Annotated in this window: 13 protein-coding genes; 6 read left to right on the top strand and 7 right to left on the bottom strand. The window is 54.2% G+C overall.

Annotated features, from left to right (window positions below):
• Nucleotides 1-8: 8 nt before the first annotated feature.
• Complete coding sequence (dnaK, locus tag ABYK60_RS05980) at nucleotides 9-1,925, bottom strand: molecular chaperone DnaK (RefSeq protein ID WP_372871031.1); 1,917 nt, start codon at nucleotides 1,923-1,925, stop codon at nucleotides 9-11.
• Nucleotides 1,926-2,194: 269 nt separating this feature from the next.
• Between dnaK and ABYK60_RS05975 the strand changes: the two genes are divergently transcribed.
• Nucleotides 2,195-3,106 carry a DMT family transporter gene (locus ABYK60_RS05975; RefSeq protein ID WP_372871030.1) on the top strand — a complete coding sequence of 304 codons (912 nt, stop codon included), beginning with the start codon at nucleotides 2,195-2,197 and terminating at the stop codon, nucleotides 3,104-3,106.
• A gap of 63 nt (nucleotides 3,107-3,169) precedes the next feature.
• Here ABYK60_RS05975 and ABYK60_RS05970 read toward each other — a convergent pair whose 3' ends face one another.
• Complete coding sequence (locus ABYK60_RS05970) at nucleotides 3,170-3,796, bottom strand: hypothetical protein (protein WP_372871029.1); 627 nt, start codon at nucleotides 3,794-3,796, stop codon at nucleotides 3,170-3,172.
• 244 nt (nucleotides 3,797-4,040) lie between these two features.
• On the opposite strand from ABYK60_RS05970, the gene ABYK60_RS05965 reads away from it, so the two are divergent.
• Entirely contained in the window at nucleotides 4,041-4,436 is a 396-nt protein-coding gene (locus ABYK60_RS05965) for a hypothetical protein (protein WP_372871028.1), read from the top strand.
• A 75-nt stretch (nucleotides 4,437-4,511) separates the two neighbouring features.
• Here ABYK60_RS05965 and ABYK60_RS05960 read toward each other — a convergent pair whose 3' ends face one another.
• From ABYK60_RS05960 to ABYK60_RS05945, 4 genes are all read right to left on the bottom strand, one after another.
• Entirely contained in the window at nucleotides 4,512-5,777 is a 1,266-nt protein-coding gene (locus tag ABYK60_RS05960) for a glutamate-5-semialdehyde dehydrogenase (RefSeq protein WP_372871027.1), read from the bottom strand.
• Nucleotides 5,777-6,910: a glutamate 5-kinase gene (gene proB / locus ABYK60_RS05955; RefSeq protein WP_372871026.1), complete on the bottom strand. Its 1,134-nt coding sequence runs from the start codon at nucleotides 6,908-6,910 to the stop codon at nucleotides 5,777-5,779. The genes ABYK60_RS05960 and proB overlap by 1 nt, the downstream gene beginning before the upstream one ends.
• A 166-nt stretch (nucleotides 6,911-7,076) precedes the next feature.
• A complete protein-coding gene (locus tag ABYK60_RS05950; RefSeq protein ID WP_372871025.1) occupies nucleotides 7,077-8,366 on the bottom strand; it encodes an NCS2 family permease in 1,290 nt (429 codons plus the stop codon).
• An 856-nt stretch (nucleotides 8,367-9,222) separates the two neighbouring features.
• Entirely contained in the window at nucleotides 9,223-10,752 is a 1,530-nt protein-coding gene (locus ABYK60_RS05945) for a leucyl aminopeptidase family protein (RefSeq protein ID WP_372871023.1), read from the bottom strand.
• A 249-nt stretch (nucleotides 10,753-11,001) separates the two neighbouring features.
• On the opposite strand from ABYK60_RS05945, the gene ABYK60_RS05940 reads away from it, so the two are divergent.
• Nucleotides 11,002-12,462, top strand: coding sequence for an aminoacyl-histidine dipeptidase (locus ABYK60_RS05940; RefSeq protein WP_372871022.1), 1,461 nt, complete (start codon nucleotides 11,002-11,004; stop codon nucleotides 12,460-12,462).
• Between the two features lie 104 nt (nucleotides 12,463-12,566).
• Here the strand turns inward: ABYK60_RS05940 and ABYK60_RS05935 are convergent, their stop codons facing one another.
• Nucleotides 12,567-13,475, bottom strand: coding sequence for a LysR family transcriptional regulator (locus ABYK60_RS05935; protein ID WP_372871021.1), 909 nt, complete (start codon nucleotides 13,473-13,475; stop codon nucleotides 12,567-12,569).
• 251 nt (nucleotides 13,476-13,726) lie between these two features.
• Between ABYK60_RS05935 and aguA the strand changes: the two genes are divergently transcribed.
• From aguA to ABYK60_RS05920, 3 genes are all read left to right on the top strand, one after another.
• On the top strand, nucleotides 13,727-14,824 hold the full coding sequence (gene aguA / locus ABYK60_RS05930; RefSeq protein WP_372871020.1) for an agmatine deiminase: 1,098 nt from the start codon (nucleotides 13,727-13,729) through the stop codon (nucleotides 14,822-14,824).
• A gap of 35 nt (nucleotides 14,825-14,859) precedes the next feature.
• Nucleotides 14,860-16,563 (top strand): amidase, encoded by a 1,704-nt coding sequence (locus ABYK60_RS05925; protein ID WP_372871019.1) that lies wholly within the window; start codon nucleotides 14,860-14,862, stop codon nucleotides 16,561-16,563.
• A gap of 170 nt (nucleotides 16,564-16,733) precedes the next feature.
• On the top strand, nucleotides 16,734-17,484 hold a 751-nt coding region (locus ABYK60_RS05920), incomplete at its 3' end, for a helicase HerA-like domain-containing protein (RefSeq protein ID WP_372871018.1).

The following is a 17,484-nucleotide window of genomic DNA, read 5'->3' as shown; positions in this document are numbered from 1 at the left end:
CGGGCTTATTACTTCTTGTCGTCTTTCACTTCTTCAAACTCGGCGTCAACCACATCGTCGCCACCGGCATTACTGGAAGACTGCCCCTGGGCACTGCCCTCGGCGCTCTGGGCCTTGGCCTGAGCAATTTCCACCAGCTTGGCAGAAGCTTCAATCAGCGCCTGAGTGGCCTTGTCGATAGCTTCTTTGTCGTTGCCTTTTACTGCCTTTTCAACGTCAGCAACGGCTGCATCAATCTTGGCCTTGTCATCGCTGCCCAGCGCTTCGCCGGCTTCTTCAACCTGCTTCTTGGTCGCGTGCACCAGACCATCAGCCTGGTTACGGGCCTGAGCCAGCTCTTCGAATTTCTTGTCTTCGTCGGCATGGGCTTCGGCGTCACGCACCATTTTTTCAACTTCTTCGTCAGACAGACCAGAAGAAGCCTTGATGGTGATCTTCTGCTCTTTACCGGTCTTCTTGTCTTTGGCAGACACGTGCAGAATACCGTCGGCGTCGATGTCGAAGGTGACTTCAATCTGTGGCATGCCGCGTGGTGCGGGCTCAATGCCTTCCAGGTTGAACTGACCCAGTGACTTGTTGGCGCTGGCCTGCTTACGCTCACCCTGCAGCACGTGAATGGTCACGGCGCTCTGGTTGTCATCGGCAGTAGAGAACACCTGGCTTGCCTTGGTAGGAATGGTGGTGTTCTTTTCAATCAGCTTGGTCATCACGCTGCCCATGGTCTCAATACCCAGAGACAGCGGGGTCACGTCCAGCAGCAGTACGTCTTTCACGTCACCGGCCAGTACGCCCGCCTGCACGGCAGCACCCACGGCTACGGCTTCGTCAGGGTTTACGTCCTTACGAGGCTCTTTGCCGAAGAAGTTGGTAACCGCTTCCTGCACCTTTGGCATACGGGTTTGACCGCCCACCAGAATCACTTCGTTGATGTCAGACACAGACAGGTCGGCATCGGCCAGAGCCACTTTCAGAGGCTCCAGTGAGCGCTGAATGAGATCTTCAACCAGTGACTCCAGTTTGGCACGGGTCACTTTTACCACCAGGTGCTTGGGACCTGTGGCATCGGCAGTGATGTACGGCAGGTTCACTTCGGTCTGATTGGTGCTGGACAGTTCAATCTTGGCTTTTTCAGCGGCTTCTTTCAGACGCTGCATGGCCAGTGGATCGTTACGCAGATCCAGACCCTGCTCTTTCTTGAACTCGTCAGCCAGATAGTTGATCAGACGGTTGTCGAAGTCTTCACCACCGAGGTGAGTGTCACCGTTGGTTGCCAGAACTTCGAAGGTCTGGTCGCCATCGTTGTTGTCGATTTCAATGATGGAGATATCGAACGTACCACCACCGAGGTCATACACGGCAACGATGTTGTCGCCCTGTTTCTTGTCAATACCATAGGCCAGTGCCGCGGCAGTTGGCTCGTTGATGATACGCTTCACATCCAGACCAGCGATACGGCCGGCGTCTTTGGTGGCCTGACGCTGCGCATCGTTGAAGTAAGCAGGTACTGTGATAACCGCTTCAGTCACTTCTTCACCGAGGAAGTCTTCTGCAGTTTTCTTCATCTTTTTCAGCACTTCGGCAGACACCTGAGGCGGTGCCATCTTCTTGCCACGGCTTTCCACCCAGGCATCACCGTTATCAGCCTGAATGATTTTGAACGGCATGATGTTCACGTCGCGCTGTACTTCGTCGTCTTTGAAACGACGACCAATCAAACGCTTAATAGCGAAGAAGGTGTTGGTTGGGTTGGTCACGGCCTGACGTTTTGCAGGCTGACCTACCAGCGTTTCGTCTTCAGTAAACGCAATGATGGAGGGCGTAGTGCGATCGCCTTCAGCGTTTTCAATCACTCGCGCCTTGCCGCCATCGAGCACAGCTACACACGAGTTGGTTGTGCCGAGGTCGATACCGATAATCTTACCCATGGAGTCCTCCAAAAAATCTTTTATATGCAGTAATTCGTTGCTTGGTTTGGATATGGGGCCACGGTTTCGACTTTTCAAGTCCCGCAGTTTGCTCACCACATCTCGTCCTTAACGCCTATATTGGGTCGGTCTTTTCGATTACAAGGGGCGAATAAAAAATTTTGATCCTTTTTGCAAAATTGCCTGCTTAAAAGCGTATAATGCATGCAATCGAAGGGTCAGCTGCCTCATTGCTGACAACGCAGTCTCGGTTCACAGGAACACTATCGTTGAAAAAATCACGTTTGGCCTACGTTTACGGTATGGCTGCCGTACTGCTTTGGTCCACGGTTGCCACTGCATTTAAGTTGGCACTGGCGGAGTATTCGCCGTTGCAACTGCTGTTTATAGCCGTACTGAGCTCTATCTGCGCCCTTGGCGTAATTCTGGGATATCAGGGCAAACTCACATTACTCAAGCACCAGTTCAAAGCACGGCCACTGTTTTATCTGCAAACCGGGCTGCTCAATCCCTTTTTATATTATCTGGTGCTGTTTAAGGCCTACGACCTGCTGCCAGCCCAGCAAGCCCTGTCACTCAATTACACCTGGGCAATTTTATTACCGCTGCTGGCCGTGCCGCTGCTTGGGCAAAAACTGCGAAAGACAGATTTGCTGGCGGCGCTGGTGGCCTACGGAGGTGTGTTCGTGATTGCCACCGGCGGCAGTCTTGGTGGCTTCTCCATGGACAATCCAACCGGAATTGTGATGGTACTCACCAGTACAGTGCTCTGGTGTCTGTATTGGATAGTCAATACCCGCGACAAAGGCGACCCTGTGGTGAGTTTACTGCTCAGCTTTATGGTGGGACTGCCCTTTGTGTTGCTGGCGATGCTTGCCACTCAGGGATGGCCCACTTTCAATGCCAAAGGCATGGTTGCTGCGGTATATGTTGGCCTGTTTGAAATGGGAGTGACCTTTGTGCTGTGGCTGATGGCGTTGAAAACGGCCGAGCGCACGGCCAGCATCAGCACCCTGGTGTTCCTCTCGCCGGTACTGTCGATTGGCTTTATAGCCCTTATTCTGGGTGAAACCATTAAGGCCTCAACCTTTATAGGGCTGGCACTCATTTTATTCGCCCTGGCATTGCAACAACTTCTGCCACGACTTAAAAGCGCAATCAAAGCACCACTGAGTCACTGAGTTCCACGGTTCCCATTCAAGAAAAAAGCCCCTCGATGGGGCTTTTTTCTTTATAACGAGCGCTTACAGCTTGTTGATGTCGACTTCGCCTACACCTACGTCAACAGCCAGACGCCCCTGACCACCGGCATTGGCCTGATAACTGGCGCTCACCATGGCGCGCTGTACTTCAACGCTTTGGCCATTATGGCTGAAGCTCACATCACCCACACCTGAGTGCAGTGAGATGTCACCATAGTCATGGCTGTGATTCACTTCCACTTCGCCAACGCCCAGGTCGATTTCCACGCTGTTATCCAGTCCATTGGTTTCGATGCGGCCCACGCCCATATCGACATTAACCGCTGCGGAAGCTGGAATGGCAATTCGCCAGTGCTCTTTCACATCGTCGTTGTCATTCAGGCGCAGGACGAGTTTTTTGCCTTCAGTGAGTTTGGCTTGCAAATCAACATCAGTTACATCCTTACGGCCACCAAAGAACAGGAAACCATCGTCGGAAGGCTCAACCCTCACCTCAATCTGGATCTGCTGGATATCTGCGGCCACAATCTCCACTTCACCCACGCCTACATCCAGAGACAGGGCTTCTCCCTGATAGTTGAAGGTCTGGGTCAGGGTTTTATCTGCAGCAAATGCAGAGCCGGCTAACAAAAGTACGGTCAGGGTAGTGGCGGTCAGTGCTGTTTTCATGTTGATTCTCCTTGAAACGCTGAATTCTTAAAGTGTCTGACAGAGTTAAAGCAAAGAGAATGCCAAAAATTAATTCGCCTTAAATTCAATAAATTAACTCAAACCCAAAGATTCACATCAATCAATGACCACGCGTAATAGTGAATTTCACCAACAACTTGGCAAACCAGACCATGCGAGGTTGAAAACCGCCGCTAACAGGTTTATAACTTTAAGTCTCTAGTGCAAAGGAGCGCGCAAGAGTATGAGTCTGATCATCGACGGAAACCCCATCTTTCATCTATCCCCCAAAGGCGAAAAACGTTTTCGACTCACAGCGTTGGTCTTTTGCATCTTTATGATCCTGGTCGATCATTATTACGGTAATGTGTTTACCACCACTGCCGTACTCCTGTATTCAATGTTTCTGTTCCCATCAATTTACCTAAACCGCAATGTGCAGCTTAAATTTTTTTCCCATGCACAAGACCCAATTATTGCCTTTCGTATCATGTCGGTCGCCATCATTATCGCCATGGTATTGGTGTGGAGCATTGCGATAGTGGACTACGCAATCAACCCGCCGGAATTCCCAAAAGAAGAGAGACTTAAAGAATTAATGGGCGAAAACTACGTGCCTCAAAAAACTGCAGGACAATGAAAAATAGATAAAAAGCCGCTAATGCGGCTTTGGGGTGGAATGCCAGTGAACTGGCTTTGCCTTGGTTTAAGGCAATCAACGACAGCTATAATCCCCTATCGCAAGCCATTTGTAAGTGGTCAATGCCTCCAATCCCATCGGCCCCCTGGCATGCAATTTCTGGGTGCTGACCGCCACCTCAGCGCCAAGCCCAAACTGGCCACCATCGGTAAAACGGGTGGAAGCATTCACATACACTGCAGCAGAATTCACTTCATTCATAAAGTAAGTCGCCGCTGTGAGGTTGTCGGTGAGGATAGCTTCTGAATGTCCCGAAGAGTAGGTTCGAATATGGGCGATGGCTGCATCTATATCTCTGACGACCTGAATGCCCAGCGTAAGCGACAGCCACTCAGTGGCAAAACTCTCTTCCGTTGCCATATCGGCAGCAATACCGGCGTTTAAAAGCCGCTGACGACTTTGCTCACAAGCCACCAGCCTGACCCCTTTTTCCTTCAATGCCTCAGCAACTTTTGGCAACCAATCCAATTTATCCTGATGAATCAGCAGGGTATCGAGCGCATTACACACGGTTGGGCGCTGCACCTTGGCGTTGATAATCACATCGGCTGCACGGCTGGTGTCGGCATCCTTATCCAGATACAGATGACAGATACCAATGCCACCCAGAATAACCGGTATGGTGGCCTGCTCGGCGCAAAGGCGCTGTAAGCCCTGACCACCGCGGGGCACTATCATATCAACGTACTTATCAAGCTTTAACAGTCCGTTGACCAAAGCACGGTCCGGATTATCTATCAATTGGACACAGTCCGCAGGCAAGCCTTCTTTATCCAGAGCCCGGCGGATGGCCGCCGCCAGCGCCACATTCGACTCCCGGGTTTCTTTGCCGCCGCGAAGGATAACCGCATTACCGGTTTTCAGCGCCAGCACAGCAATTTCCACGGTGACATTGGGACGCGCTTCATAAATCACCCCAATCACCCCCAGCGGCACCCGGCGACGGCTGAGCCGAATACCATTATCCAGGAGGCGGTTATCAAACTCTTCACCCACAGGGTCGGCAAGGGCAATCACATTGTCTATATCGGCAATAATGGCACTCAGGCGTGCGTCATCCAGTTGCAGTCTGTCTATCATGGCGTCATTCAGCCCTGCTTTTTGAGCGGCTGTCACATCACGGCAATTGGCCGCCAAAATAGTGCTACGATCGGCATCAAGCTCTGTAGCAATAGCAGCAAGCAATTGATTTTTAGCTTTAATGCCCAGGTTTGCCAATGCAAAGCCTGACGTTTTGGCCGCTTGACCCAATTGTTCCAAATACGCTTGTTGCCCGTTCATCAACGCTCACCTCCCGTCAGCACCACCATATCATTGCGATGCACGGCAGCATCGCCGTAGTCATAGCCAAGTAAGGGTTCAATATCATCGGAGTGCTTTCCGGCAATAGCTGCAAGCGCTTTTGCCTGATAGCGGGCAATACCTCTGGCAACCACCCGCCCATCTGGATTCATCAACTCCAGCGTATCGCCACGTTCAAACTCCCCTTCTACCGCAACTATCCCTTTGGCCAACAAGCTACGCCCTTTGTTGGTTACCGCAGCCACTGCACCAGCATCCAGATGCAACCGACCTCTGGCCTTGGGTCCGGCCAGAATCCACTGCTTGCGACTCTCGAGCGGACTTTCGATAGCGAGAAAACGGGTGCCAACGGACTCGCGACCAGCCGACTTTTTAATCACTTCCGGATGATGTCCCGAAGCGATAATCACCTCAATACCTGCACGGCGCGCAATATCGGCCGCCTCAAGCTTGGTGGCCATACCGCCGGTGCCGAGGCCGGAAACAGAGCCCCCCGCGAGCAAGCGCAGGCTATCATCAATGTGCTGCACTTCGGGTATAAGTCGGGCATTGGGATCTTTGCGCGGATCCGCATCAAACAGGCCCTTCTGGTCGGTGAGCAGGATAAGAAGATCAGCATCACACAGGAGTGCCGCTCTGGCCGACAGATTATCGTTATCACCTACCTTAATTTCAGTAGTAGCCACCGCATCATTTTCATTAATGATAGGGATAATTCCCCTGGCCAGCAGCGCATTGAGAGTATCGCGGGCGTTCAGATAACGCTCCCTGTCGTGCAGATCCGCCCGGGTCAGCAGCAGTTGCCCTACATGCAGCCCATAGATACTGAACAGTTGTGACCAGGCGAGAATGAGCTGGCTTTGCCCGACAGCGGCCAACAATTGCTTATTGGCCATAGTGTCGGGCAATACCGGGTACCCCAGATGTTCACGACCTGCGGCAATGGCACCCGAGGTCACCAACACCACTTCCACACCTGATTTCATCAACGCTGCCATCTGTCTGGCAAGCTCAACCATATGCGCCTTATCCAGCGACTTGCTGCCGGAGGTGAGCACACTGGTCCCCAGTTTAACCACTACCCGACGGTAGCCTTGCTCATTCGAGTTCATCTTAATCCAGTAAAAAAAGCCGAACTCACCTTATACCCAAAGCGACAGCCCTTGCACAACGGGGTCAAACAATATTTGCCACAAAAAGCACTCATGTTGAAAAAACACACAAAAAAAAGGGCCATACATTGTATGACCCTTAATGCGTTATACCGGTCAGGCACTATCAGGCAAAGGCAAACTTGGCCACAAACAACAGTGCCAGAACCACCACCCCAACGTTAAGGTCGCGGAAGCGACCACTCAGAGCCTTGATGGCCGCATAAGAAATAAAGCCAAAAGCAATGCCTGAGGCGATAGAGAAAGTCAGTGGCATTAAAAGACACACCACCACCACGGGGGCAGCTTCAGTAATATCTTCCCACTCAACATGCACCAGACCTGACATCATCAGAATCGCCACATAAAACAGGGTGCCTGCAGTGGCGTAAGCCGGAACCATTCCTGCCAGTGGGGAAATAAACAGCGCCGCAAGGAACAGCAGTCCGACCACCACGGCCGTGAGCCCCGTCCGGCCACCGGCACTCACTCCAGCGGTACTTTCGATATAACTGGTTGTTGTGGAAGTACCCAAACCGGCACCCACAATAGTGGCCACACTGTCCGCAGTCAGCGCACGATTCAAACGAGGCAGGCGCCCCTTGTCATCCAGAAATCCACCGCGCTGTGCCACAGCAACCAGGGTACCTGAGGTATCAAACAGGTCAACGAACAGGAAGGCAAATACCACCGACAGCATACTGACTTCCAGCACCGCAGAGAGATCCATCTTCATAAAGGTTGGCGCAATCGAAGGCGGTGCAGAAACCAGACCATTGTATTGTACGTCGCCAAACAACATCCCCAGGCCGGTAATTGCCAGAATACTCAGAATAACCGCTGATTTCATACCACGGTTTACCATAGCGATAATCAGGAAAAAGCCCAATACCGCCATTACCGCAGGGAAGGCCTTAATATCGCCCATGGTCACCAGAGTCGCCGGGCTTGCCACTACAATGCCAGCACTCTTTAGGCCGATCAGCGCCAGAAACAGACCGATACCGGCAGCAATGCCAAGACGCAGCGACATCGGAATGGAGTTCACAATCCACTCACGAATACGCACCAGCGACAGGATCAGGAAGCAGATACCGGACATAAATACAGCGCCCAGTGCAGTTTCCCAGCTGTACCCCATCTCACCAACAACTGTGTAGGTAAAGAAGGCGTTAAGGCCCATGCCAGGTGCCAGCGCGATGGGATAGTTGGCCATCAGGCCCATAATCAAACAACCGATAGCCGCAGCAAGACAGGTCGCCACAAATACAGCGCCGTGATCCATACCAGCATCGGCAAGCATCATTGGGTTGACGAAAATAATGTACGCCATTGTCAGGAATGTGGTTAACCCCGCAACAACCTCCTGCTTGAGAGTTGTTTGATTTTCTTTCAGTTTAAAGATTTTTTCTAACATGGAACCGGGTTCCTTTGCTCTTGTTTTAATGATGGGTATCAGAGGGAGTGTAAAAATGTCTTAACATTTTTAATCCGCGGCAGATTATAGGAGCTTTGACCTGGTCAGGCCAGAATAAAACACCAAAGCGAGGTAGGCCCCGGCATGCAATCGAATGCGCAAATTGGCAGGTGGGTTTGCAATGGATAAAAAAAAGCCTGCTCAATGAGCAGGCAAAGACATGTTTCAAGCGTCCCGGATAGGAAAAGCATTACCGCGCCAGCGGAAAAACCTGGTATGTCGACAGATGCGTATCAACATACAACTTGAGTCTGAAAATCACCCCAGAGGGGTAACACAAAGGTTGATGGATGATGGAAACTACTTGGGGAAGGGGTAGTTAAGCCCTTGAATCGCCATTGAGGGGACAATTAACCCTTAACATTCATGGTGTACAGACCACCGCGCAGCAAAGTCACGTTGAACCAGGTGTTTTGCCAAACGTAAGTATTTTTACCAGTGTAAGACATAGTCATAAGCTCCAAAATTAACAAGTTAGTAAGTACTCTAGCAAAGCTTGGCTCGGTTCCCTGGAGCTAGAGATTCTCATTTCCGTGGAGACAACTTGTCACTCGGTTCCCTGGAGAGGTATCCATCCTGGATTGACTAGAGGTGACGGGCATCTTGCCCTGTCAACGAGAGCCAGTATAGCCATCTGTAGTTTTATTACAAGTATTATTTGATAATTTTTTTATTTCGGCGGTTTTGTGTAATTTTATTACACATGAATTCTGGGGTTATTTGTGATCTTGTTCCAAAAAAATAGCGAGGCGAACAAGCGCCATCGCTATTTTTCAATAACTTACAATGAGTGTAATTATTTTGTAATATAGTGGCACATCACAGCCAATGGTGATGCTGTGGGTTTTCCATACAAGGGATCACCCTCAGTGGCGCTGCCGGCTATATCCAGGTGCACATAAGGCAAGGGTGTATTGCTGCCAATACCATGTGCCTCAAGCCCCGATGCACGGATCAAAAATGCCGCCGGATATTGGTGACCACGAGCGGTTACCGAAGAAGGCGCATTGTTGGATGACAACATATCCGAGGCGCCTGATACGTCTTTAATCTTGTCGAAGTCTTCCCGTCGCAGTCTGGAGACCTCAAATGGCTCGCCAAAACTCTCGCCCAGCGAAGCAATCAGTGCGGCTACGCTGCCCTGATGTGCCACAGAGTTGGCCACCGCCGCCGGATAACCGCCGTAGGCGCGAACCACATGGCCGGTCAGGGTCGCTACCGAAAAAAGCTCAGGATTCACAGCTGCAACCGCCTTTTGACGCAGATGGCTCAACAAGTCCGCCAGCACCAGACGACCTTCGGCATCCGTGTTACCAATCCGCACCCGCACCCCGGCGTGGCTTGGGATGATTTCATCGGTCACAAAAGCCTCTGAGCCAATGCTGTTACGCACCAGCCCAAGTTCAGCAATCACCCGTATGCCTTTGGGTTTGAGTAGCGACAGAGTTTTCATCAGGCCAGCTACAGCAGCGGCACCGCCTTTATCACGGCTCATACCAGCCATGGCGCCGCCAATTTTCAAATCGGCACCGCCCGTGTCGTACACCACACCTTTACCGGCAAAGAGGAAAGTGCGCTCTATCTCACCCTCACCCACGTATTCGAGTTTCACAACGCGCGGCTGATGACGCGCAACCGCAAAAGAAGCGCGGCCAACGGCGCTCAAAAGCGGATAGTCGCGTTCCAGCTCATCACGGCCTTCTATTACCCGGGTGTGAATATCAGTGCCAGCAAAGGCTTTGAGGCAATAATCAGCAAACGCGGGCGCCGACATACGCTCAGGCTCGGTGCCGCACAGATCTCGGGCAAGATTGCGACCGGTTTCAAGGGCGCTGGCGAGTTGGGCGAGCGATTCATCGGCACCATACAGGCCAATGGTTTCAATGCTGCAAAGGGCAGCGCCCTGCTCACGGGCTTCAAGGCTCATCCATAATTCCTGACCACAACCAAGGGCGGCGGCGAGCATAGCTTCAACCTTATCGTCACGGCCAAACACCGCCAGCAGTGGCCGGGTAGCACCGGCATCTCTTGCCATGGCAATGGCGCTGCGGGCTGCCTGGGTGACAGAGCGCACGTCGTCATAGTCGCCATAGCTGCTGCCGATGGGGGCGTAGATCAAGCGGCCACCGGCGAGGCCCGGTGCCAGCAGTAAAGTGGTGGTCTTTCCCACCCGCTTGTCAATACTGGCGGCGTGACCTGCCAGCAGACGTACTTCATCGAGGGAAACTGCATCCAATGAAGGGCTCAGCACCAAGAGGGCATCAAAGCCCTCGCCGGCGAAGATGCCATTTTCATCCTGTTCAACAACAAATTGTGCCTGAAACATGACCCGTCCTATTGTTTTGATTGTGTATTGCAAGGCTGGGCTGATTATTCCTGCAAACAGCATCATTTGCCACCCGCGGCAAGCCCTTTCGCTGGAAACTTTGGCTTCCACAACCCAGATGTTTGCCCATCCACCCGGAGCGCACACTGTGTTAAACTCGGCGCAATCAGGGGCGCTTAGAAAGGTGCGGGGACTTGTTCTCACTTTTCCCGAGCCGCCCAGTCATGACCAAAAAGCCGGGAGTATTCCGTGACTGCTATTAATCAGCTCTACCCTCAGCCTCTGTGGCAGTGGTTCGAACAAATCTGTGCCATTCCCCATCCTTCCAAACACGAAGCGGCCCTGAGCCAGCACATTCAGGCATGGGCCCGCGATAAAGGCCTGCCTGTGGTGGAAGATAAAGTCGGCAACCTGATTATCCGTAAAGCCGCCACTCCCGGCATGGAAAACCGCAAGACTGTGGTTATTCAGGCGCACATTGACATGGTGCCGCAGAAGAACAACGACAAGGTACACGACTTTACCAAGGACCCCATTGAAGCCTATGTGGATGGTGAGTGGGTAAAAGCCCGTGGCACTACCCTTGGCTCAGATAACGGCATTGGTATGGCGTCGGCCCTTGCCATTCTTGGCAGCAATGACATTCCCCACGGCCCACTGGAAGTACTGCTGACCATCGACGAAGAAGCAGGTATGACCGGTGCCTTCGGCCTGGAAGCCGGTTATCTGGATGCCGAAATCCTGATTAACACCGACTCCGAGCAGGAAGGCGAAATTTACATGGGCTGCGCCGGTGGCGTAGACGCCGAAATCACCCTGCCCATGGTATGGGAAGCCCCGGCCGAAGATTACAAGAGCTTCGCGCTGAACCTGTCTGGTCTCAAGGGTGGTCACTCAGGGGTGAACATTCACCTTGGCCGTGGCAACGCCAACAAGCTGCTGGCCCGCTTCCTGTTTGAAAACGTCGAAGCCCTGCAACTGGAGCTGGCCGATTTCAACGGCGGCTCGCTGCGTAACGCCATTCCCCGCGAAGCCGGCCTGACCCTGATGGTACCGGCCGAGCACGAGCAAGGCTTGAAAGACGCCGTCAGTGCCTTCGAAGCTTTGGTGCGTGAAGAGCTGGCCATTGCCGATCCCGGCGCCGTACTGACCCTGACTGAAGTGGCCAAGCCTAAGCGGGTGATGAGCGAGCACAGCCAGAACACCTTTATCGACCTGCTGAACGCCTGCCCCAACGGCGTGATGCGCATGAGTGATGAAGTAGCCGGTGTCACCGAAACTTCGCTCAACGTGGGCGTTATCACCACCAGCGAGCAGGATGTGAAAATCCTCTGCCTTATCCGCTCACTGATTGACTCTGGCCGCACCCAGGTTGAAGGCATGCTGATTGCGCTGTCTAACCTCGCTGGCGCAGAAATCGAGCTCTCCGGCGCTTACCCCGGTTGGAAGCCGGACAACAGCTCGCCTGTGATGGCCATCGTCCGTGAAACCTACCAGGACATCTACAACAAGGAGCCGGTGATCATGGTTATCCACGCCGGTCTCGAATGTGGCCTGTTCAAGAAGCCCTACCCCGAGATGGACATGGTTTCCATTGGCCCCACCATCCGCTTCCCACACAGCCCCGATGAGATGGTGAACATCGAAACCGTGGGTCAGTACTGGCAGCTGCTGCTGGCAGTGCTTGAGCGTATTCCTGAAAAAGCTTGAGCGCATTCCTGAAAAGGCCTGAGCCTTGAATTAATCCAGTTAAAAGGGCGACTCTTCAGTCGCCCTCTTCTTTATTTATCAGCAAAGCGTTGGCGCTAAATGGCCTAGCCACTCACCAATGCCTTCATCAAACTGCGAAGCCAAATCAGCGCCGGATGCCCGCCAAGCGCAGGGTGCCAGACGCAGTTCAGGTGATAACCAGGCACATCCTCGGGCAGCTGTAACCGCTTCAACGGCCAGTGTTCGGCCAGCAAATCTGCCACCTTTTTGGGCAGCACCAATACATAGTCGCTTCGACACACAATCGCCGCCGCCGACATATAGCTTTGGCTGTTCACCGAAATGCGCCGCGATAAGCCCTGGCTCCCGAGCCAGCTATCGAGCCGGGCTTCTGAGGTGCCAAGGGGCGAGTGAAACACATGGGCCATGCCGATAAGTTCGCTAAGCGCCATCTGCTCGCCAACGCCGGGTAAGTCTTTTCGCACCAAACCTGCCAGCGGCTCGGTGAGCCAGGTTTCTTTGCCAAGATAGGCCGGTACCTGCATATATTCATCAAAGCCCAGCACCAAATCGATTTCGCCAGAGGCAAGCTCCGCCTCCGGCAGCCTATCCCGCAGAATACGAATTTCGATGCTCACCCCGGGAGCCAGCTCGTTGAGGCGCTGCATCAAAGGCGGCATCAGCACACACTCCACATAGTCGGTGGTGCACAGCACAAAGCGGCGCTGCGAGTTTTCGGGCTCGAAGGCTTCTTCTTCGCTGAGCTGCTGCTCCAAAAGCCTAAGCGCCTGACGTACGCCACTGTGCAGATGCTGGGCCCGGGGCGTGGGCACCATCCCCTGCGGAGTGCGCACCAACAGCGGATCGCCAAAGGCGGTGCGCAGTCTGCCCAGGGCATGACTCATGGCGGGCTGACTGATAAACAGCGACTCGGCTGCGCGGGTCACACTGCCCTGGGTCATCAGGGCATCAAAGGCAAGCAGCAGATTGAGGTCGAGTTGATGCAGTTTCATGACCATTATTCACAGTGTTTATGTGTGCATATATCTTATTCATTTGTTGTATAGCCGCGCAACTTCTTACACTGTCTCTAGTTAATCGTCGCCAAAAAAGCTGGCGCTTTTTTGGGATGTTCGAGACTAAGATAAAAACCATTACACTGCTGCTTAACCATCCAGTGGTGTAACCTGACGGCTTAAACCCGTTTTCTCCATGACCGGCCCTGTGGTGCACCATGTCAGCACGGGGATATAAGGACTTTGCGATGAGCATCAATACCCTAAATTCGACCCCGGCCGCCGATGGCTTCATCATGCCAGCCGAATGGGCACACCAGCAGGCTGTTTGGATGATCTGGCCCTACCGCCCCGACAACTGGCGCGAAGCCGGTCGTTTTGCCCAGACCACCTTTGCCAAGGTGGCCGATGCCATTGGCGGCGCCACGCCTGTGTTTATGGGGGTTCCTGCCGAGTTTATGGATAAGGCCCGCGCCATCATGCCTGCCCACGTGACGCTGGTTGAGATGAACAGCGACGACTGCTGGGCCCGCGATACAGGCCCGACGGTAGTGACCAATGCCGCTGGCGAGTGCCGCGGCATTGACTGGGGCTTTAATGCCTGGGGCGGCCACAAGGGCGGCCTCTACTTCCCATGGGACCAGGATGAAAAAGTTGCAGCCCAGATGCTGGCCCAGCACGGCATGGACAGATACGCCGCGCCGCTTATCCTCGAAGGTGGCTCAATCCACGTGGACGGCGAAGGCACCTGTATGACCACCGCCGAGTGCCTTTTGAATGAAAACCGCAACCCGCATCTCACCAAAGAGCAAATCGAAGCCTATCTTCGCGACTACCTTGGTGTAACCAGCTTTATCTGGCTGGGTGACGGCGTTTACATGGACGAGACCGACGGCCACATCGACAACATCTGCTGTTTTGTCCGCCCCGGCGAAGTGGCCCTGCACTGGACCGACGATGTGAACGACCCACAATACGAGCGCTCTGTGGCTGCGCTTAAGGTGCTGGAAGCTGCCGTGGATGCCAAGGGACGCAAACTGAAGGTGTGGAAGCTGCCGCAGCCAGGCCCGCTGTACTGCACAGAGGAAGAGTCTGCCGGCGTTGAGAGCGGCACCGGTGTGCCCCGTGAGGCCGAAGGTCGTCTGGCGGGTTCCTACGTGAACTTCCTTATCACCAACGACCGTATCGTCTACCCGCTTTTGGACGAAGCCACCGACGGTGAAGCGCAGCGCATTCTGGAAGAAATCTTCCCTGAGCATAAGGTTATCGGCGTGCCAGCCCGTGAGATCCTGCTTGGCGGTGGTAACATCCACTGCATTACCCAGCAGATCCCATCCGGCAAATAATCGGCCTGTTTATTCACCTTTTCGGAGTTACCCGTATGTTCGAAGTAACCGAAGTATCCATTGCCGAGCTGCGCAGCGCGCTCGAATCCGGCCGCACCACGGCGGTTGAACTGGTTAACGCGTATCTTGCCCGTATCAAAGCCTATGATGGCGCCGATACCGACACCAAACTCAATGCGGTGGTGGTGCACAATCCCGATGCACTGAAAGAAGCGGAAGCGTCCGATGCGCGCCGCGCCCGTGGCGAAACATTGGGGCCACTCGATGGCATCCCCTACACCGCCAAAGACAGTTATCTGGTGAAAGGGCTGACCGCCGCCTCCGGCAGCCCGGCCTTTAAAGATTTGGTTGCCCAGCGCGATGCCTTCACCGTGGAGCGCCTACGCGCCAATGGCGCCATCTGCCTTGGCAAAACCAATATGCCGCCCATGGCCAATGGCGGCATGCAGCGCGGTGTCTATGGCCGCGCCGAAAGCCCCTACAATGCAGCTTATCTCACTGCGCCCTTCGCCTCCGGCTCATCCAATGGCGCCGGCAGTGCCACCGCAGCCAGCTTTTGCGCCTTTGGTCTGGCCGAAGAAACCTGGTCCAGCGGCCGCGGCCCGGCTTCCAACAATGGTTTGTGTGCTTACACCCCATCCCGCGGCGTGATTTCGGTGCGCGGTAACTGGCCACTGACCCCCACCATGGACGTGGTCGTGCCCTACGCCCGCACCATGGCCGATTTGCTTGAGGTGCTGGATGTGGTAGTCGCCGACGATAGTGAAACCCGCGGCGATCTGTGGCGTATGCAGCCCTGGGTAAGCATCCCCAAGGCTTCCGAAGTACGCCCCGAGTCTTATCTCGCCCTCGCCTGCAGCGCAGAAAGCCTTAAAGGCAAGCGCTTTGGTGTGCCCAAGATGTTTATCAATAAAGATGAACTCGCCGGCAGCAGCGAAAACCCGGGTATTGGCGGCCCCACCGGTCAGCGCATTCATACCCGTGACTCTGTAATTGCCCTGTGGGAGCAAGCCCGAGCAGCGCTGGAAGCCGCCGGCGCAGAAGTGATAGAAGTAGACTTCCCGCTGGTGTCCAACTGCGAAGGCGACAGACCCGGCGCGCCGACCGTGTTCAATCGCGGCATAGTCACCCCTGAGTTCCTCCACGACGAGCTGTGGGAGCTCTCCGGCTGGGCCTTCGATGACTTCCTGCGTGCCAATGGTGACCCCAAGCTCAATAAGCTTGAGGACGTGGATGGACCACAGATTTTCCCCCACGACCCGGGCACACTGCCAAACCGCGAGGGCGACCTTGCCGCCGGTATGGATGAGTACGTCAACATGGCCAAGCGCGGTATCAAGCCGTGGAATGAAATTGCCACTGTGCCGGATGGCCTGCGTGGGCTTGAGCAAACCCGTAAGCTTGACCTCGAAGACTGGATGGATGCGCTTAAGCTTGATGCAGTGCTTTTCCCCACCGTGGCCGACGTGGGCCCTGCCGATGCCGATGTGAATCCGGCCTCTGCCGATATCGCATGGAGCAACGGCGTTTGGGTAGCCAATGGTAACCTCGCCATCCGTCATCTGGGCGTACCCACTGTGACTGTGCCCATGGGCATCATGGCCGATATCGGCATGCCCGTGGGTCTGACGTTTGCTGGTCGTGCCTATGATGACAACGCGCTCTTAAGCCTGGCCTCGGCATTTGAGTCCACAGGCAATAAGCGCAAGGTGCCCACCCGCACCCCACATCTGGCATAACTCACTCAGCAAACAACAGGTTTGCCGGAAACACGCTAAAGCCACCTTGAGGTGGCTTTTTTATTGCCACAGAATTAGCTTTGATATTTGGGGTGTTATGCCTTGCAGGGGATAATATCTTACTTACCACATGGCATCACGGCGAAGCCGGGGCAGACAGGGAAGCAACTATGACAGACATTCTATTAGGTGGAAACGGCAAGTCGCAGGTTTCACTCGATCCGGCCATGGCCAACCGCCACGGGCTGATAGCGGGCGCCACAGGTACAGGCAAAACCATCAGCCTGCAGGTATTAGCCGAATCTTTCTCCAATCTGGGCGTACCCTGCTTTCTGGCCGATGTAAAAGGAGATCTAAGCGGGCTTGCCACGGCAGGTAAAACCAACGACAAGCTGCAACGTCGCTGCCAGCAGATTGGCATGGAGATGCCCGCCTTCGCCGCTTGCCCCGCCCTCTTTTGGGACATCTTCGGCAAGCTGGGCCTGGGGGCCCGCACCACCATCAGCGAGATGGGGCCATTGCTGCTCTCGAGTCTGCTGGAACTTAACGACACCCAAACCGGCGTGCTGTACGGCTGTTTCGACTATGCCGACGAGCAGGGGCTGTTGCTGCTCGATTTAAAAGATCTGCGCGCCCTGCTCTCTTTTATGGCCGATAACGCCAAGAGCCTGTCTGGTCAGTACGGCAATATCAGCGCCGCGTCAGTGGGCGCTATCCAGCGCCGCCTGTTGGTATTGGAAGAACAAGGAGCCGAAAACTTCTTTGCCGAACCGGCGCTGCAGCTTGCCGATTTGATGCAGACCGATTTCTCCGGCAAAGGCGTGGTAAGCATTCTTGATGTCACCACCCTTATCCACCAGTCACCCAAGCTCTACGCCACCTTCCTGTTCTGGCTACTCTCAGAGCTGTTCGAGACCCTGC

The organism is Shewanella sp., from assembly GCF_041630135.1.
GTDB lineage: Bacteria > Pseudomonadota > Gammaproteobacteria > Enterobacterales > Shewanellaceae > Shewanella.
Note: the sequence above shows the minus strand (reverse complement) of the source record. Positions and strands in the feature narration are given on the sequence as shown.